The following is a 20,570-nucleotide window of genomic DNA, read 5'->3' on the forward strand; positions in this document are numbered from 1 at the left end:
GCGTCACGCTGGAGTCTTCTGAGGGGCGCATCCGTTTGCCTGTCGATGACGAGAACGCGTTGTCCAGCGCCCGGTGCGCCGGGCGTGAGCGAAGCCGGGCCCATCGACCAACGGATGACGGTGAAAGCGGTTTGTGATGCAGCGCTCGATGATCCGGTGGCATCGGAACAGATTCGATGTCGCCTGGACCACGAAAGATCCACGAATTCGACAGGGGGCTGGTGACGCGCATGAACGCATCGGACACGACTCCAACAGGCCATCACGCGCTGCCGCCTATCTCCGCGTCCGACCTGCAAGCCGCCTGTCTGCCAGGCGATGCCGAGCGTCTGGCCACCGCGATCGTCGCGGCCCAGGTTCGTGCGCTGTTCGCCGATGCGCAGGGCGAATACGCGCCCGCCGAGTGCTCCGCCATGCTGCGGCCCTCGCACCGCCGCTGGTTGGCGGCGAACCTGTTTCATCTCGAAGCGCACCGGCTTGTCGCCGTCGATCCGCTGACCGGGCATTGCCGTTTTCTCACTGACGAAGCCGTCGAAGCGCTGTGGTCGCGTTGGGACACGGCGATGCCGGGCTGGTGCAAGAACGCCAACCATCGCGCCTATCTCACCCTGATCGACGCTTGCCTGCGCAGGCTGCCTGAAATCCTGGCGGGAACGACGCCCGCTACCGACGTGCTGTTCCCCGATTCGTCGATGCATCTGGTCGAGGGCATCTACAAGCACAACCTGATCGCCGATCACTTCAATCGAGTGCTTGGCGAAAACCTGCGTGCGGAACTCGTCAGCCGGGCCGCCCGCGGCGAGCGCGGCCTGCGCCTGCTCGAAATCGGCGCGGGCACCGGCGGCACGACTGCCGGGCTGCTGCCGATGCTGCGCGGTTTCGGTGACCTCGTCGAAGAGTATTGCTACACCGACCTTTCCAAAGCCTTCCTGCTGCATGCGCAAGAGACCTACCAACCGGAGTTCCGGGCGCTGCGCACGGCGATCTTCGATGTGGGCAAACCGCTTTCGTTGCAGTCGATCGAGGGCAACCGCTACGACGCGGTGATCGCGACCAACGTGCTGCACGCCACTTCCGACATGCGCGAGACGGTGCGCAACGCCAAGGCACTGCTCAGGCGCGGTGGGTTGCTGTTGGTCAACGAGATCAGCGCGTGGTCGTGGCAGACGCATTTCACCTTTGGTCTGCTCGATGGCTGGTGGCTGTACGAGGACGAGAAGCTGCGCCTGCCTGGCAGCCCGTGCCTGTCTCCGACGCAATGGGAATCGCTGCTAAAGGCCGAGCGCTTCCGCGAAATCCGCTTCCCGGCTCACGCGGATCATGGGCTGGGCCAGTTGGTACTGACGGCGAGAAGCGACGGCGTGGTTCGCCAGCGGCTGGCACCGCCGGTTGCGCCTGCGAAGACGGCGATTCCCAAGGGCGCGCCGGTCGCCGCACTGTCTCGGCCCGCAGCGCGTGAGAAGGCTTCCGCGGCAGTGACATCCGTGCCCGCGACGACATCCCTGCCGGCCAGCACCTCCGCGCTGGTTGCGACCGACGATGCCGCACTGCGCGCGACCTGTGCACTGCTTTTCCGGGAGATGATCGCGGGCGCGCTGCGGATGGACGTGGGCGAGATCGAAACCCACAAGCCGCTGGAACACTATGGGCTGGACAGCATTCTGGTCGTACATCTGACCACGCATTTCCGCACGCTCTTTCCGGACACGCGCAGCACGCTGTTTTTCGAAGTGCAGAGCATTGACGGCCTGGTCACACATTTCCTGGAACAGGATCGGGCAGCCGTGGCGCGCGTGGCTTCCGCACACGCGGCGACGGTGCCGGCCACCGCTGCGGCGGCTCTTCCATCGACGCACGTGCCGACCGTGTCGACGTCCGCCACGCGCGCACCGGGCAAGCAGCTGGATCGCTCCGGCCGCCGACGGTGGGCGCCGCGCAGCGACCTACCGCATGCGCTGCGGATGCAGCCGGCAGCGGACCCGCTACCTTCGGTCGACGTGCCAGCGGAGCGCGCTGCGCGCTTCGACGTCGCCATCATTGGCGTCAGTGGCCGCTATCCGCAGGCGCCTGATCTGGAATCGTTCTGGGACAACCTGGCATCCGGCCGCAGCTGTGCGAGCGAAGTCCCCGCCGACCGTTGGCGCTGGCAGGACTATTACGATCCGGAGAAGGGCAAGCCCGGCAAGAGCTGCACCCGCTGGGGCGGGTTCATCGAAGATATCGACAAGTTCGATCCGCTGTTCTTCCGGATCGCGCCGAAGGAAGCGAAGAAGATCGATCCGCAGGAACGCCTGTTCCTGGAAACCAGCTATCACGCGATCGAGGATAGTGGCTACACGCCCGCGACGCTCGCTCCGGGCGGAAAAGTCGGCGTGTTCGTCGGCGTGATGAACTCGCGCTACACCGTGCAGCCACTGTTCTACTCGATCGCCAACCGGGTCTCTTTCCTGTTCGATTTCTCCGGCCCTTCGCTTGCGGTGGATAGCGCCTGCTCTTCATCGCTGACCGCGATCCATGTCGCATTGGACAGCCTGTACAGCGGCATGTGCGAGGCCGCGATCGCCGGCGGCGTCAGCCTGATCGTCGATCCGCAGCACATGCTGGAACTCACCGCGCTCGGGATGTTGTCGGAAGGGGCGCAATGCCGCTCCTTCGGCCGCAACGCCGACGGCTTCGTCGATGCCGAAGGCGTCGGCGCAGTGGTGCTCAAGCCGCTGGATCATGCGCTGCGCGACGGCGACACCGTTTACGCGGTGATCAAGGGCAGCGCGCTGAACACCGGTGGCCGCACCCACGGTTACACGGTGCCCAACCCGGCCGCGCAAGCGGAGGTCGTGTCGTCCGCGCTGGCTCGTGCCAACGTCGATTCCGCCGAAGTAAGCTACATCGAGGCCCACGGCACCGGTACTGCGCTCGGCGATCCCATTGAAGTCGCCGGCCTGACCAAGGCCTTCCGCGCCAGCCGCCGTGCGCCGGCCGATGCTGGCGTGGAGCGCCAGCACTGCGCGATCGGATCGTTGAAATCCAATATTGGTCACTGCGAGTCGGCCGCCGGCATCGCGGCCCTGACCAAGGTGTTGTTGCAGTTCCGGCATGGGCAACTGGTGCCGACCCTGCACGCGGACGAAGTCAACGACGAGATCGATTTCTCCACGACGCCGTTCCGTCTGCAGCGCACCCTGGCGCCCTGGCTCCGGCCCGTACTCGGCGAAACCACCGCGGCTCGCGAGGTTCCACGCATCGCAGGCATCTCGTCCTTCGGTGCTGGCGGGGCCAACGCGCATCTGGTGTTGCAGGAGCCGCCATTGGCGCCGGTCAACGCCGACGGCCTCTCGGAACGCGACAGCGACGGCGCCTGTGTGGTGCCCTTGTCGGCGCGCACGCCAGAGCAGTTGCAGTCGAAAATTGAGCGGTTGCTCGGCTTCCTGCAACGCGCCGCCGCCGACGCTTCCCTGCGTGATATCGCGTACACCTTGCAGGTCGGAAGGGAGGCGATGGATGAACGCATCGCCTTCGTCGCGCTGTCGTTGGACGACCTGTGTAGTCAGCTGCAGGCGCTGACGGAGGCCGCGCATACCGGCCCCGGCCCGTACCGAGGCGGCGTGCGCAAGCACAAGGAATTTCTCGCCGCGTGCAAAGTCGATCCCGCATTCACCGAACGCCGCGACGGCTGGCTGGTCCAGCGGGATCTGGCGAGGATCGCGGAGCACTGGGTCAAGGGCGTCGAGTTCGATTGGGCACGGCTATATGCCGGTACGCGCCCCAGGCGCATCCCGCTGCCGACTTATCCCTTTGCACGCGATCGTCACTGGATCGAGCCGCATCGTACGTTGGGGAACGCCCGGATCACGGCAGCAACCCATCCGCTTCTGCAGCGAAACACCTCGACTTTGCGGGGCCCGGCCTACAGCGTCGCTTTGAAGGGCGATGAGCATTTCCTGGTGCAGGACGCCGCCGGCCGGCGGCGCTTGCCGGCGCTGCTGAGCCTGGAAATGGCACGCGCGGCGATCGCCACGGCGTATCCCGAGGATATCGCCGCACGCGACTTGCACTTTGCGGACGTCGTTACCGACGATCCGATCCTCGTCGACGAAAGCGGCGAGCTGCACATCGCGCTGCTGCCCGACACCGACGACACGCTGGACTTCGAAATCTACGTGATTCGAGACGGCCTTGAACGCGTGCATTGCCAGGGCCGCGCGTCGTTCGCGACGCGGGAGGCGCAGGGCGGGGCAGACGTGGCGGCGCTGACCGCACGCCTCGCGCACGGCACCTCGGCCAATGCCGACCGGATGGCGATGTTCGGCATGCGAGGCTTGCCCGCGCACCGCCTCGCGCGTACGGGGCCCGAGGTGGTGCTTGCGTTCGCCGCCGAAACAGCCGACGCCGCGCCATGGGCGCTGCCGCCGGACGCGCTCGCATCCGTGCCGCTTGCCGCCGCCTGGCTGTTGGACGAACTCGGGCTGGCGCCGACCGTGCCGTCCGATGTCTCGATGCGCGCGGTGCAGTCGGTACGCCTGTGCTCCGGCGGCGACCGGCCGGCCTATCTCGTCCTGAACCGGGACGACGATTCCGGGCGCTGCGACATCGCGCTGTACGACGCGCACGGCAAGTCCTGCCTGCGGGCGGACGGCCTGCACCTGGCGTGGACGCGCGCGTTCGACGACGTACCCGGCCAGCCGTCGACTCAGGACGGTGTTATCCGCGCCGCGGCGCCCGCCCTCGCGGAAACCGCCGCGACGAGGCCGGCCTTGTCCGAGACCGGCACGCGGATCGTCTTCCTGCCGTCGGCGGCGTCGCCGGGAACGCACGTGCGCGCCGGCGCGACCATGGCCAAGCCCAACGCCATGCGATTGCGTGAGGTCGACTCGATCGATGCAGTACCGGCACAGCGGCCCACCGGCACATCGCGGATCGCCTTGTCATCGCCGGAGGCGGATTTCGGTGCCGGGTCCGGTGCGGATGCGCCGCCGGCTTACGTTGAATTACGCGGACATGGCAGCGGTGTGTTCTCCATTGTCCTGCTGCAACCCGTACTGGATCGGGCCGTCATCGCGCAAATGTTGCTGGCGCTCGAACAGTTGCGTGAGCGCGAGGACACCCGGCTGGTGATGTTCGTCAGCGTCGCGAATGATCCCCTGCGCGGCAGCCAGGATGCATTCGACGACGCCATCACGGCTGGCCTGTATCGCGCTGTGGTCGAGTTTCCGCTGCCGACCGTCGCGGTGCTGAGCGGTGGTGCCGACGGCCCCGGCTTCCTGCTCGGCGCGCTCTGCGATTTCATGGTCTGCGCGCGCGAATCGCGCTACGGATTTTCCGATCCACAGCGTGCTGCGCAGCCCACGGCTGCGGAGGCCGCACTGCTGGCCACCCGTTTCGGCGACGCCTGGACGGAGGACCTGATCTACGTCAGTGGCGCTCTGCGCGGGGATGAGCTGGCGCAGAAGGGATGGACTGTTCCCGTTGTAGCGCGTGAAAAAACGATGGCCACGGCGTTGTCGCTCGCCGCGAACATTGCGACGAAGCCGCGGGAATCGCTGCACCTGCTGAAGACACACATGGCCGCCGCGCTGCAGGACTGCGTATTGCGTCTGGGCCCGCACGATCGGTCGGCCGCGGATGCATCCGACGCGCTGCCTTCCGCGACGGTACCCGTTGCGCTGCCGCAGGTGCGGCCGGGAATCGCGGTCGAGTACGTGTCCGATGCGGCCGTTTCCGTGCGTTTCGCCGGCAGTGCCGACGACACCACTCCTGCCGCTCTGTTATTCAATCTGCGCGAGACACTGGCCGAGCTGGCACAGCACGCCGGCGGTGCTGCGGTCGTGTTGCGCAGCGATCTCGATCGATTTCTGCCGACCATCGGCGATGCCGTCGAAGCGCAGCGGGTCGACTCCGAGCTGGCGGCGCTTCAGCATGTGCTGTGCGAATACCCAGCGCCGGTCGTCGTCGCATTCGAAGGCAATGTCGACGGCGCTGGCTGGCTGCTCGGATTGAGCGCGGACGCCTGCGTCCACGCCGAACGCGCGCGCTATTCGACCGATGCACTGTGGCGTCACCCGGCGCTGCTGCGACGGGCGGCCGTGTTGTTCGGCCATCGCCTGGGTGCCAGTCGCGCGAAGCGTTGTCTGTTCGGGCCTGCGACGGTTGCCGGCGCTGAACTGGCTTCCGGGGCAGCGGTCGTACGTGGCGATGCGGCCGACGTGCTGGCGCATGCCTTGGCGCTGGCAGGTGCATACCCGCTACGCGAACCGGCGCTGCGCGCGCGCCGCCGTGCCGCGGTGCTGGCCCGGCTTTCAGACGCTTCTGCAATATCAGACGCGGCAGCGGGCGAGGGCAGCCAGGTTGCAGCGCGGCGGCCCGTACCCGAATTCCCGGCCATCGAGACCGAACTTCGCGGCAACGGCGTGCTCGTCGTGCGCATGGTCGATCGCGAGGCGAAGAACATGTTTTCGCCCGCACTGGTCCGCGGGCTGGAAGAGGTCTTTGCTCACGTCGAAGCGTCAGGCGATTACCGCGCTGTCGTGCTCTGCGGCTACGACACCTATTTCGCGTGCGGCGGCACCCGCGACAGCCTGTTGGCGATCCAGCAGGGTAGCGCCAGGTTCACCGACACGAAGATCTACCAGCTGCCGATGAGTTGCAGCGTGCCAGTGGTTGCCGCCATGCAGGGGCACGCGATCGGCGGCGGCTGGACCTTGGGCATGTTCGCCGACCTGTGCGTGTTCAGCGCTGAAAGCCGCTACATCAGCCCATACATGCAGTACGGTTTCACGCCGGGCGCGGGATCGACGCTGGTCTTCCCGGCCACGCTCGGTCCCGACCTCGCCCGGGAAACCCTGTTCACCGCAGTCGAGCACACCGGCAGCGAGCTGCGCGCGAAAGGATTGCCGCACGCCTGCGTGCCGCGCCTGGAAGTGGTGCCGCAGGCGCTGGCGCTGGCGGACGCGATCGCAGCGCGGGCGCCCGCCGACGTGCGCGCGTTGAAGCGGTATTTCGCCGAACCCGGCCTGGCCGCGATCGAGGACACCTACGCGCGCGAACTGGCGATGCACGACGAGAGTTTCGTCGGCAAGGCGCACGCGCTGGAGGGCGTGATCCAGCATTTCCAGGGCGAGGAGGACGCCGCTCCCCCATCGATCACGATGCAGATGGCCGCGGCGCCGCCCGAGATAGCGCATGCCCTGAAGCACATGCTCGCGGCCGAGCTTCAGATGGATGCAGCCCAGATCGACGAGGACACACAATTCGTCGACCTCGGTCTGGATTCGATAACCGGGGTGACCTGGGTTCGCAAAATCAACGCCGCCTACGGCACCCGTATCGAGGCGACCAAGGTCTACGCCCATCCGACCCTGCGCCAGTTCTGCGAGTTCGTCGTCGCGCGCATCACGCCGCAGGGCGCCGCGGGGACGCAGTTCGTTGCCAATGCCGCCACGCCAGCGCGCGTCGCCGCGGAACGCGCGTCATCGCCGATTACATCGCCGACGCCCACGACAGGCGTGGCGGGCAACCCCGTCGCGACGGATGCCATCGCCGCGGAGGCGGAACTTTCCGTTGCGCTCCGGCACATGCTCGCGCACGAACTGCACATGCCGGAGGAAGAGATCGACGCGCACCGGCAGTTCGTCGATCTCGGCCTGGATTCGATCACGGGAGTGACCTGGGTCCGCCGAATCAACGCCGCCTATGGCACCCGTATCGAAGCGACCAAGGTCTACAGCCATCCGACCCTGGCCGAGTTCGCACGTTTTCTCGTCGGCCTGCTGCCGACGCGCCCGGCATCGCAGCTGTCCCCCCCGCCCGTGGAAACCACCGATGCCAGGCCGAACACCGAGCACCTGCGCCCGGTTGCACGGTCCGCCCGCGCCCTGGCGTCGTGGCGTGGCAAGGCTGGGCGCCGCCCCCAGGGCAGCGACGCCATCGCCATCATCGGCATGGCCGGCCAGTTCCCGCACGCCGGCGACCTCGATGCGTTCTGGCGCAACATCGCCAGCGGCAAGGACTGCATCGATACGGTACCGCCGCAGCGCTGGGACATCGAACGCTACTTCAGCGCGGACATTTCGATTCCGGGCACCACCAACAGCCGCTGGATGGGCGTCCTGGACGACTGTGACGCATTCGATCCGCTGTTCTTCAACATATCGCCGACCGAAGCCGAGAGCATGGACCCGCAGCAGCGGCTGATGCTGCAGAACTGCTGGCACGCGATCGAGAACGCCGCGATCGACCCGCGCACGCTGTCGGGTAGCCGCTGCGGCGTGTACGTCGGCTGCGGCGCGACCGACTACCACCAGCGCTCGCGGGAGCATCAGCTCAGCAGCCAGGGCTTCACCGGCGCGGCGATGTCGATCCTCGCGGCGCGCATCGCCTACTTCCTCAACCTGCAGGGCCCGTGCCTGTCGATCGACACCGCGTGCTCATCCTCGCTGGTCGCGATTGCCAATGCCTGCGACGGCCTGGTCGCCGGCAACTGCGACCTCGCGCTGGCCGGTGGCGTGGCGGTGATGGCGGGCCCGACGATGCACGTCAGGACGGGTCAGTCCGGCATGCTCTCGGTAGACGGCCGCTGCTTCGCCTTCGATCACCGCGCGAACGGCTTCGTGCCCAGTGAAGGCGTGGGAGCGCTGGTGCTGAAACGCCTCGCTGACGCCGAGCGTGACGGCGATATCGTCCACGCGGTGATCCGTGGCTGGGGCGTCAACCAGGACGGCAAGACCAACGGCATCACCGCGCCGAACCCGGTGTCGCAGACGCGCCTGATGCGCGCTGTCTACGACCGCTTCGCGATCGACCCGGAAGACATCCAGCTGATCGAAGCGCACGGAACGGGCACGAAGCTCGGCGATCCGATCGAAGTGGAAGGTCTCACCCAGGCCTTCCGCCACTACACCGACAAAAGCGGCTACTGCGCGTTGGGCTCGGTGAAGGGCAACATCGGTCACACGCTCTACGCGGCCGGTGTCGCCGGCGCGCTCAAGCTGGTACTGGCACTGAAGCATCGCCAACTTCCCCGGCGGCGAGCTTCGAACGCCTCAATCCGCACATCGACCTGTCCGGCAGCCCGTTCGCGGTCAATACGGCGCTGAAGCCGTGGCCCGAGAACGCGAAGGGTGGACGTTCGGCCGTGGTCAGCTCCTTCGGCTTTAGCGGCACTAATGCGCATCTGGTGCTGGAAGCGGCGCCGATTCGCGACGCGCGCTGCGCTGCCGGGCAAGACGTTACCTTTGCGCGCCCGGCGCTGATTCCGTTGTCGGCCAAAACCGCCGAGCAACTGCGGCAGCGCGCGCAGTTGCTGGCGGACGCGCTGGCGGATGGAATCGCGGCGCGCATCGCCGACGACGACGGGCAGGCCCCGCCATCGCTTCACGACATCGCATACACGCTGCAGGTGGGCAGGGAAGCGATGGAGGAACGCTGCGCGCTGGTCGCGCACTCGCTCGTGGACCTCCAGTTGCGCCTGCGTGCGTTCGCCGCGGAGCGAACACCCGCGGGCATGCACGTCGGCAGCAGCCTGTCGCGTGCCGGAAAACTGGCCTTTATCGGCCAGGACGCTGATCTGAAGGCGGTGCTGATCGATACCTGCCTTCGCGACGGAAAACTCGACAAGCTCGCGGAGCTTTGGGTCGACGGTGTCGATATCCCGTGGGCGAAACTGTATCCAGCCAACGCTGGCCGTGCTCCGCGGCGCGTCGAACTGCCGCTGTATCCGTTCGCGCGAGAGCGCTACTGGCTGGAAGAAGATACCGCGACAGTGGCACACCACGCCGAAGGTGTGGCGGCGACAATTCATCCACTGTTGCACGTCAACGCGTCGACTTTGCGGCAGCAGCGCTATCGGTCCACGTTCGACGGCAGCGAAAACTTCCTGCGCGACCATCGTGTGCGTCTTGGCGGTGGACGCATCGAGGATGTGCTTCCTGGCGTCGCGTATCTGGAAATGGCGGTGGCTGCGATCGCCGATGCGCTGCCGGATGCCTTTGCGGATCTAGAGTCCGGACGCACCGCGTCGTCCGCCGGATCTCACTCAGCACAGGCGCAGGGACGATTGATGCTCCGTGATGTGGTCTGGTGGCAGCCGATCAGGGTCGACGGGCCGATAACCGTCGAGATTGAACTCGGCGTAGAGGACGACGGCCTGATCGTTTTCGAGATCGCCACCGGTTCGGGCGATGGTCGTGTCCTGCACTGCCAAGGCGAAGCACGCTTCGACGACACGTCCGGCGAGCGCATGGTGGACGCCGGGCTGCTGGCGTCGGCCCAGCACGGCGAGCGATGGAACGGCGACAAGATCTACGCCGCCTTTGCCCAGATGGGGTTGCATTACGGCCCCACGCATCGTGGCATCCGCGCGATTTCGCGGGTGGATGGAAAGCTCGTAGCGGACGTCGCGCTGCCCACCATCGCCGGCGACGCTTACCGCATGCCTCCCGGAATCATGGACTCCGCGCTGCAGGCATGCATCGGCTTCCTGCCGTCGCTGAAGGCACTGCCGCAATCGCCATCGGTGCCGTTTGCGCTGCGCTCGCTGACGCTGCATGCACCGTGCCCGTCGGAAGTCGTCGTCGTGCTGACACCCACGACGGGCATCCTTGACGGCAGCGGCGGAAATGCGGCCGTGGAAACCTGCGATGTCTCCATCTTCGACACCAACGGCGCGCTTTGCGTCGAAATCCGCGGCTTCGGCTGGCGGGCGGTGGATGGCGCACGCGGTTTCGACGGAGGAGGGTCGCAGGATTCGGCGGAACTGCCGGATGACGCAGGGATGTTGAATGAAACACAGGTGGGCGCAGGCATCCACGGATCGGGCACGCCGCCGTCACGCACGTCGAATGAAACGCAGATGTTCGACGAAACCTTCTATCGGGAGCTGCTGGAGAGCGTCTCCAGAAACGAAATGTCTGCCGAAGATGCCGTCGAACTCGGGTTGCCGTCATGAAGGATTCGCTGCTGTCCATCTATCGCGCGGTCGCCGAAGGCCGGCTTTCGCAGGCCGAAGCGCTGGTACGGATCAAGGCCTTGAAACGGCGGGCGTCCGATTCCGTACAGGGCGTCCTGCTCGCAACGCCCGACTGGGGCGCCGCATCGGCACCGGCGGCCCCGGCGCAGCCGGTCGACAGGATATTCATCTGGGGTGTCGAGCCGGCAGTGACCGCGTCGCTCAAGGCAACGCACGGGAACGCACGGATCGAAGCGTTCGCTCCTCCGGCGAAGGGCGCCGCCGCAGACGTGGTCTTTACCGATGTGGCACTACAGGGACTTGCGGCGATCCAGTCGATGCTGGCGGATGCGCAAGGTGTCCGTGCACTGGTGATCGTTGCGGACAAGACGGGTGCCGATACAGTTGCTATCGATGAAAAAGCAGTTAACGAGGCGGTCGCCTGCGGCTTCGACGCCATGTTCCGGACGGCGATGGAGGAAACGCCAGCCTTGCTCGCGCGCGTGGTCAGGGTGCCGGCCGATATCGGTGCTGCCGAACTACGGCAGGTCGTGCACGATGAATCCTGTGCCGATGCGCCGCGTGGCGCGGCCGTCCGCCATGTGCGCGACGGCGGCGGCCTGCGCCGCGAAGTCCTGCGATGGCGCGTGCTGGGACAGGACGCCGACAGCCAGGTGCAGTCTGCAGCGCCGGTGGCGTTCAAGGAAGGCGGCTGCTATCTGATCACTGGTGGTGCCGGCGGCATTGGTCTTCAGTTCGCGCGCGAGATCGTCTCGAAGTGCCGCTCCGCGCGCATCGTACTGGCGGGACGCTCGACGCTCGAACCCGAGGTGCGCGGCACGCTGGATGCGTTGGCAACGCCGCTGCACCGGATCGAATACGTCGCGCTCGACGTGGCGGATCGCAGTGCCGTCGACGCCCTGGTGGCCCGGCTGCGGGAGCAGGGCCAGCCGCTGCACGGCATCCTGCATTGTGCGGGCATCCTCCGCGACGGTTTCATTCTGCGCAAATCGCCGTCGACGTTCGCCTCGGTGCTGGCGCCGAAGGTCGCCGGGTTGGCGAATCTCGATCTTGCGACGCGCGACCAGCCGCTGGATTTCATCCTGCTGTGCTCGTCCTTCGCGGCGTGCTGGGGCATCGTCGGCCAGGTCGACTACGCCGCGGCGAATGCGTTCATGGACGCGTTCGCGGCGCAGCGCAATCGCCTGGCGGCGCGGGGAGAACGCCATGGTCGCACGCTGTCGGTGAACTGGCCGCTGTGGCAGGAGGGCGGAATGCGCATGGACGCCGCGACCCACGAGCGGCTGCACGATCACACCGGCATGCGTCCGCTATCCACCGTCGCCGCGATGCGCGCGATGTACCGCGGCCTCGCGCTTCCCTGCGAGCGTCTGCTGGTGATGGAAGGCGAACTGCCGGCGATGCGGGCGCTGCTCGAAGCGACGGATTCCGCAACAGGTTCCGCGGCCGGGATCGCGCGCGAGACTGTCCGCGACAGCGCTTCCGCCCGCGTCGCTGACGCAACGCCGGTCGCCATGGACGACGCACTGCGTGAGAAAGCGCTTGAATACCTTTGCAGTCAGTTGTCGCAGGTGCTGAAGGTTCCTGCCGCCCGGCTGCGGCCGGAGGCGCCGCTGGAGCAGTACGGGATCGATTCGATCCTGGCGATGAAGCTGGTGACGCACCTCGAAACGATTTTCGGCAGGCTGCCCAAGACGCTGGCGTTCGAATACCAGACCATCGCCCAGCTCAACGACTACTTTTGTACCGCGCACGCGGAACGCCTCATTACGCTGTTGTCGCCACGCGCCGTGCCGTCGGACACAGCGATCGTTCCATCCGCGAAAACCACGGCGAAAACGGCCGCGAGGTTGCAGCTGCCCGGCAAACGCATCGGTACGGTGAGTCGGACGTCCGACGCCATCCGACCGCAGCCGCACGCCGGGACGCAGCCCGTTGCGTTTTCACCACGAAGCGACAGCGACATGCACGGCGCGGACGCCGCTGCCGCGATGGCGCACAGCCGTAAGTCGTCCATCGACGGCGAGCCGATCCTCAGCCCATCCCTCACTAGCGAAAGCATCGCCATTGTCGGCATCAGTGGCCGCTACCCGGATGCCTGGGATCTGGACGAATACTGGCGCAACCTGTCGCAGGGCAGGGACTGCATCCGCGAGATTCCCGCCGAGCGCTGGCGCTGGCAGGACTACTATCGCGACCCGGCCGGCGGCGAAGCGCTGGCCGCCGGACAGCACAGCAGTCGCTGGGGCGGATTCATCCAGGGCGCTGACGAATTCGATGCGCGCTTCTTCAGTGTCACGCCGCGAGATGCCGAACAGATTGATCCGCAGGAGCGACTGTTTCTGCAGCACGCGTGGATGGCGATCGAGGACGCGGGCTACACACGCGCCGCGCTGCAGGCCTGCCGCGGCGGCCAGGTCGGCGTCTATGCCGGCGTGATGTACGGCGAGTACAACCGCTCGGGCAGCCTTGCCAGCATCGCCAACCGGGTGTCGTACGTGCTCAACCTGCACGGGCCGAGCATGACGCTCGATACCATGTGCTCATCGTCGCTGACCGCGATTCACCTGGCCTGCCAGGACCTCAAGCTGGGCCGCACCGACATGGCGCTGGCCGGCGGCGTCAACCTCAGCCTGCACCCCGGCAAGTACGCCATGCTCAGCGCCGGACAGTTCATTTCCAGCGACGGCCATTGCCAGAGTTTCGGCGAAGGCGGCGATGGCTATATTCCGGGCGAAGGCGTGGGCGTGGTGGTGCTCAAGCGCCTGTCAGACGCCGTGCGCGACGGCGATGCGATCCATGCGGTGATCCGCGGCAGTGCGCTGAACCACGGCGGCAAGACCAACGGCTACACGGTACCGAATCCGCAGGCGCAGGCGGCGGTGATCGCCGATGCGCTGAAAGACGCCGGCGTGGATGCCCGTCACGTCAGCTACATCGAAGCACACGGCACCGGCACGAAGCTGGGCGATCCGATCGAGATCGCGGCGCTCGGCAAGGCATTCCGCGAGTACACCGCGGATACCGGGTTCTGCCTGATCGGTTCGGCGAAATCGAACATTGGTCACTGCGAGTCGGCAGCGGGGATTGCAGGGTTGACGAAGGTGATCCTGCAGATGAAGCACCGGCAGATCGTGCCGTCGCTGCATTCGGAGCGCCTGAACCCGAACATTGATTTCGGTGCGACGCCGTTCGAGGTGAACCAGCGTCTCCGGCCGTGGAATGCTCCGGTGATTGATGGCAGGGAAGCGCCGCTGATTGCCGGAGTCTCCTCGTTCGGCGCCGGCGGCGGCAACGCCCATCTGATCGTGCAAGCCCATGCCTGCGCGCCGCGCGACGAACAAGCCGTCTCGACGACGCCCTGTGTGGTGCTGCTGTCGGCCCGCACCCTGCCGCAACTGCGGCAGAAGGCCCTGGCGCTGAAGGCCTTTGTCGAAGGCGATGCCGGCATCGATCTACACCGACTGGCCTACACCCTGCAGGTCGGGCGCGAAGCGATGGAAGAGCGCCTGGCCATGCGTGTGGATTCACGCGCCGGACTGATCGACCGGCTCGCCGTGTTCCTCGCTGACGAGCAACCCGGGGACGGCGCGCTCGCGGACGACCTCTACTACGCGCAGTCTCGTCGTCACCGCGAAAGCATCGCGCTGTTCACCGTCGACCGGGATCTGCAGGCCAGCGTGGACGGATGGTTCGTCGCTGGCAAGGTTTCGCGGTTGCTCGATGTCTGGACCAAGGGCCTGGACCTCGACTGGTCGAAGCTGCACGGCGCGCCGCTGCCGGCGCGGATGCATCTGCCGGTCTATCCGTTCGCGCGTGACCGCTACCGGCGCGAGGAGTCCATGGACGCGCCCGCCGGCGCGATGACGGCGCAGGCGATTCATTCGCTGGTTCACCGCAACGCTTCAAAACCAGGGCAGCAGCGTTATCTCAGCGTCTTCCGCGCGGAAGATCCGCGGATCGGCGGAGTGAGGATCCAAGGTCATCCGCATCTGCCCCAGGGCCTGCAGCTCGAAGCGGCCCGGGCCGCGCTTGCGGACGGATGGACCGCGCTTCCACAGGACGGGGCATGGGCATTGCGCGACGTGCGTTTCGGCGCCCCGCGTCCGTTGCCTGCGTCGATGGAGGTCGAGATCGCGGTGCTGCCGCCCGGCCAGGGTCAGCGTCCCGCGCTTCACCCTGCCGCGTTCGAGGTGTCCGCCGATGGCCATGTGTTCTGCCAGGGGTTCGCCGAGTCCTGTGCCGATGCGCCCATGATCAACATCGCCGCACTTTCGCGCGGCACTTCTCCGTTGTTCGCCGACAAGGCTGCGATTCGGGAGGCGGGTCGTTCGATCGGCATTGAGGTTGATGCCCTGTATGAGGCCGCCACCGCGATCCAGCGTATACCCGAAGGGCTGTGGCTGACGTTTGCGCCGGCCGATCCGGCGCGTACCGCATTCGCGGATTGCGCCATCGATCCGGCAATCCTCGAAGCGGCGATGCGCTCGGCGCAATGGCTCCGCCCCGATCGCGAGGCGCTGCTGATGCCCGCCGGTTTCGCGGAAATGCGCATCTGCCCCGCACGCAGCCAACCGCGTCACGCGTGGATCCGTGCGCACGGCGCGTCGCGGGCGGACGACGCGCTGTGCGTCGACATCACGCTCTGCACCGACGAAGGCGCCGTGTGCATCGCGTTCACCGCGCTGACATTGCGGCCTGCGTCCGTGACCGTCACGCCGCTGGCCACCCCCGCGCCCGTGGTCGAAGAAGACGTGCCGATTGCTGCGCCGGCCATCCGCATGCCCGATCGTCTTTTCCAGGGTGTTCCGGCATCGGCCAGCACTGCTCCCCTCGCGATGGTTGCAGAAACGGCTTCGTTCACGACGCGGGCACCACTCGCCAAGCCGACCGCGATCGCGCTGGCCGCGCCCGCACTCGCGATCGCCGAACCCCAGCAGCCGTTGCTGGACAAACCTTCACTGGCGCTGTCGACGGGTGTTCACGCCGACGATGGCCATCGCGAATCCGGATTGCCCGCATCGGTGATCCTGCACGACCGCGGCGACGGCATCTTCGCGTTGCGTCTGCAGGCTCCGGCGGGGCGCCTGGACGCCGCACTCGTCGATGCGCTGCTGCAGGCGCTGGCGCATGCGCGCACGCTGCCGTCGCTCAAAGCGCTCATGATCGAGAGCGAAGAGCGCGTCTTCCTGCGGGGCACCCCTGTCGCGCATGACGATGATGCGACACAGTCGCTGCTGCGCACGCTGGCTGCATTCCCGGCGCCCACCGTGGCGCTGCTTTCCGGACAGGCGCTGGGGACGGGCTTCCGGCTCGCCTGCGCCAGCGACGCGGTCGTCGCCGTCGACGACCAGGACTACGGTTTGGCGACACCTGGAGAGAATCCGGTCATCGTTCGAGCTGCCGACAGGGCGTGGCTCGCCGCGCGCTTCGGCGAACCGCTGGCATCGCAGCTTGCGAGCAGCGCGCGCCCACTCACGGGGCGCGCGCTGCAGGCAGCCGGCTGGGGCGCGATTGTGGTTCCCCGCGAACGTTTCGCCGACGCCACGGAGACGTTCATCGCCCACCTGGCCGACAAGTCGGGCAGCGCGATGCGGCTGCTGAAGGAACATCTCGCGCGCGAGTTCGATGCCGGACTCACCGCGGACGCCGTGACCGAGGCTGCGGACGATGCCGGTGGATCGAACTCCATCGATGAGCTGCTGCGACAACTGCCGCGTGCCCTGCGCGACTCCGGCGATACAGCGCTATCGCATGGCGATGCGAATACCGCCGACGTTACGTCGGAGGCCACCGCCACGGCCGGCGAATGGGTCCTGTCCTCGACCGTAGTCCGCGCCAGCGCCGATGCCGACGGCGTGGTGGTGGTCCGTCTCGAAGATCGCGATGCGCGCAACATGTTCTCCGATGCGCTGATCGCGGGCCTGCAGGAAGTCTTCGACCGTATCAGTGCGTCGCCCGCCTGCAAGACGGTCGTGCTCACCGGTTACGACAGCTATTTCTCCTCCGGCGGCACCCGCGAGGGCCTGAAGGCGATCCAGGAAGGCAAGGTCCGCTTCACCGACCGTGATGTGTTCCAGCTGCCCATGCGCTGCCCGCTGCCGGTGATCGCGGCGATGCAGGGCCACGGCATCGGTGCCGGTTGGACGCTCGGCCTGTTCTGCGACAGCGTGCTGTTCAGCGAAGAGAGCCGCTACGTCAGCCCATACATGAATTTCGGTTTTACACCGGGCGCGGGCGCGACCGGCATCCTGCCGGCCAAGCTCGGCTACGACCTGGCGCGCGACAGCCTGTTCACCGGCCGCGAGATCACGGGCGAGGAACTGGCGCGTCGCAATCCGCTGTTGACGGTACTCCCGCGCGATCGCGTCGTGGACGCGGCGATGGCGCTCGCGCGCAGCCTGGCCCGGCACACGCGCAACGACCTGATGGCCTGGAAGGCGGCGCGCGTATCGCCGCGTTTCGAGGCGTGGCAGGCGCTGTTCGCACGTGAAGTGCAGATGCACGAGGCCACCCTGGTGGGCCACGCCGATGCGCTGGCCCGCATTGAACGGCGTTTCGCGCCGACGCAGCAGGCAGCCATGCAGCAGGCGGTCGGCGGCATCACGCCCCGTCGCACATCCCCGGCGGTCGCGGACAGCGACATCCTGGTGACGATCCGCCGCCTGCTGGCCGAGGAGCTGCGTATCGACGAAGGTGAGATCGATCCGGGCACGCCGTTCGTTGACCTGGGGCTCGACTCGATCTCCAGCGTCGCCTGGATTCGCAAGATCAACGAGTGTTTCGGCCTGGCGATCGAAGCGACCCGGGTCTACAGCTATCCGAACCTGCACAAGCTCGCCCAGCACATCGGCGAGCAGCGCTTGACCGACGCGGCCAGCGTCACGACGACCTCCACGGAAACCGCAGCCGCACGCACTGAGACACTGCCGGTTGCACCGGGCGGAGCAGGGCACGCGCGTGTGGATCTGGGTGCGGTGCGTCGCACGCTCATCGATCTCCTGGCGAAGGAGTTGCGGCAGGCGTCCGACAGCATCGATGCCGATCGCAGTTTCGTCGAACTCGGACTCGACTCGATTTCAGGCGTCACCTGGGTTCGTGCGATCAACGGGATCTACGGCACCGCCATCGAGGCGACCCGCGTCTACACCTACCCGACGGTCGAACAGTTCGCCTGCTTCGTGCGCGACACGCTCGCCCAGCGCACCGCGGAGGAGGCGTCCGCCGCGCCTGTCGCGACGACGCCGGCCGTCATTCGCGCAAGCATTCCGATGGCGTCGCTGTTCGACTGGCCCGTGCTGACATCGTGGCGCAAGCCCGGCGACAGTGCACAGGCCCTGTCGCACGCGGCGGCCAGCCCGCCCGTCCTGCGTGCCACCGAGATCGCAGTCATCGGCATGGCCGGCCGCTTCCCGATGGCGAAGGATCTCGACAGTTTCTGGGACAACATCGCGAACGGTCGCGATTGCATCAGCGAAATTCCGCTTTCGCGCTGGGACGCCAGCACTTACTACGTGGACGGACAGCCCGGCCTCGGCCAGAGCAATTCGAAGTGGATGGGCGTGCTCGAAGGACACGACCGGTTCGATCCGCTGTTCTTCGGCCTGTCACCGGTCGAGGCCGAAGCCATGGACCCGCAGCAACGGCTCTTCCTGCAGTCTTGCTGGCACGGCATGGAGAATGCCGGCTACACCGCGGAGCGACTGTCGGGCAGCAAGTGTGGCGTGTTCGCCGGCTGCGCGCACGGCGACTACAACCTGCTGTCGCGCGAACAGCAGATCAATGCGCTTGGCTTCACCGGCGGCGCCACGTCGATCCTTGCGGCGCGCGTGTCGTACTTCCTGAATCTGCAGGGCCCCTGCGTGTCCATCGACACGGCATGCTCGTCGTCGCTGGTCGCGATCTCGATGGCCTGCGACAGCCTGATCACCGGCGCGTCGGACCTCGCGTTCGCGGGCGGCGTCTACGTGATGGCCAACGCCGACATGTTCCTGAAGACGTCGCAGGCCGGCATGCTATCGCCAGACGGCCGCTGCTATACCTTCGACCAGCGCGCGAACGGTTTCGTGCCGGGCGAAGGCGTCGGCGTGGTCATGCTCAAGCGCCTCGGCGACGCCGAACGTGATGGCGACCGCATCCTGGGCGTGGTGCGCGGCTGGGGCGTGAACCAGGATGGCCGGACCAATGGCATCACCGCGCCGAACGCCGAATCGCAGCAGCGCCTGATCCGCGATGTCTACCAGCGATTCGCTATCGATCCCGACCGCATCGAACTCATCGAAGCACACGGCACAGGCACCAAGCTTGGCGACCCGATCGAGATCGATGGATTGAAGTCCGCCTTCCGGCCGGCGACCGATCGCACGCAGTACTGCGCGATCGGTTCGGTAAAGACCAACATCGGCCATTGCCTGACCGCCGCCGGCGTATCCGGTTTCATCAAGCTGCTTCTGGCGCTGCAGCACCGGACGCTGCCGCCCAGTGTGAACTTCCAAACACCGAACGAACATATCAGTCTCGAGAACAGCCCGTTCTTCGTCAACACAACCGCGCGAGACTGGGTCTCGCCCGAGGGTGTCGCCCGCCACGCTGCGATCAGCTCCTTCGGTTTCAGCGGCACCAATGCCCACCTGGTGCTGGCGGAATATGTGCCGCAGACCGTTTTGTCGCCCGTACCCCAGGTCGCTTCGACGATGCGCGCGGAAGCGGGTTTCATCGTGCCGCTGTCAGCGCGCACGGTGGAACAGCTGCTGCGGAAGGCGAGAGATCTACGCGATTTTGTCGCCGCCGATCCCGGGCTCGACCTCGCCGTGCTGGTGCGCAGCCTGCAGAGCCACCGCGACGCGATGGACGAGCGGTTGTGCTTCGTCGCGCACCGCATGGCCGATGTCATTGAAGTGCTGAACGCCTACGTCGATGGCGCGGGATCGAACAAACCGCTGCCGCACGGCGTCTTCGCCGCGCATGTCCGCCAGGGACGGGAAAGCGTGCGCCTGCTGGGCGAGGACGCTGCGATGGCAGCGGTGGTCGTCGACAAGTACATCGCCGACGGCAACGCCTCGAAGCTCTGCGAACTGTGGGTGAAGGGGCTCGCCCTCGACTGGCGAAGGCTGTCGGGACCGCAGGCGTCGCCGCCGATCGCGTTGCCGCCGTATCCGTTTTCCGAGGACGCGTACTGGATCGTACCGAAGAACACCGACTCTGCCGCGCCGTCCAGGCGCAGCGACAAGCCTCGCTACTTTCATCCGCTGTTGCAGGAACACGTCGCGGATATCCGCGAACAGGGCTACCGACAGAGCATCGTCGGACAGGATGCAACCGTGGATGCCGCGAAGCGGATCCAGAAGATTCATCTGCCGACTTATGCGTTTGCGCGCATGCACTGCTGGTTCGCGTCCCAGGAGGACGCGCGCCCTGCGGGCGATGGGCCGGGGACCGGTGTGCCACGGTTGCCGGGGCGCTTCATGCCGGACCTCGACGCGATCGCCGGACTGCTGGCGGATCTGGAAGAGGACAGGCTCAGTGCCGGCGAAGTGGCTGCGCGGGTGAAACAACTGGCCTGAAGCGGCAAGCAACAAGACAGGCGACAAAACGGGATCAGCGGTAATGA

3 protein-coding genes are annotated in these 20,570 nt (G+C 66.8%); all 3 read left to right on the forward strand.

The window, feature by feature from the left end; translation table 11 throughout:
• Positions 1-230 precede the first annotated feature (230 nt).
• From N4264_RS14605 to N4264_RS14615, 3 genes are read left to right on the forward strand one after another with little or no spacing between them, the layout of a single operon-like run.
• Positions 231-9,089 (forward strand): beta-ketoacyl synthase N-terminal-like domain-containing protein, encoded by an 8,859-nt coding sequence (locus tag N4264_RS14605; RefSeq protein WP_261692980.1) that lies wholly within the window; start codon positions 231-233, stop codon positions 9,087-9,089.
• Positions 9,086-10,939, forward strand: coding sequence for a polyketide synthase dehydratase domain-containing protein (locus tag N4264_RS14610; RefSeq protein WP_261697631.1), 1,854 nt, complete (start codon positions 9,086-9,088; stop codon positions 10,937-10,939). Before N4264_RS14605 ends, N4264_RS14610 begins: the two co-directional genes overlap by 4 nt.
• A complete protein-coding gene (locus tag N4264_RS14615) occupies positions 10,936-20,523 on the forward strand; it encodes an SDR family NAD(P)-dependent oxidoreductase (protein WP_261692981.1) in 9,588 nt (3,195 codons plus the stop codon). Before N4264_RS14610 ends, N4264_RS14615 begins: the two co-directional genes overlap by 4 nt.
• Positions 20,524-20,570 lie beyond the last annotated feature (47 nt).

Source organism: Tahibacter amnicola (assembly GCF_025398735.1).
Classification (GTDB): Bacteria; Pseudomonadota; Gammaproteobacteria; order Xanthomonadales; family Rhodanobacteraceae; genus Tahibacter; species Tahibacter amnicola.

What these genes read in the sequence shown, in the direction of transcription:
- N4264_RS14605 (WP_261692980.1), top strand. Translation starts at nt 231, where the DNA reads ATGAACGCATCGGACACGACTCCAACAGGCCATCACGCGCTGCCGCCT.
- N4264_RS14615 (WP_261692981.1), top strand. Translation starts at nt 10,936, where the DNA reads ATGAAGGATTCGCTGCTGTCCATCTATCGCGCGGTCGCCGAAGGCCGG.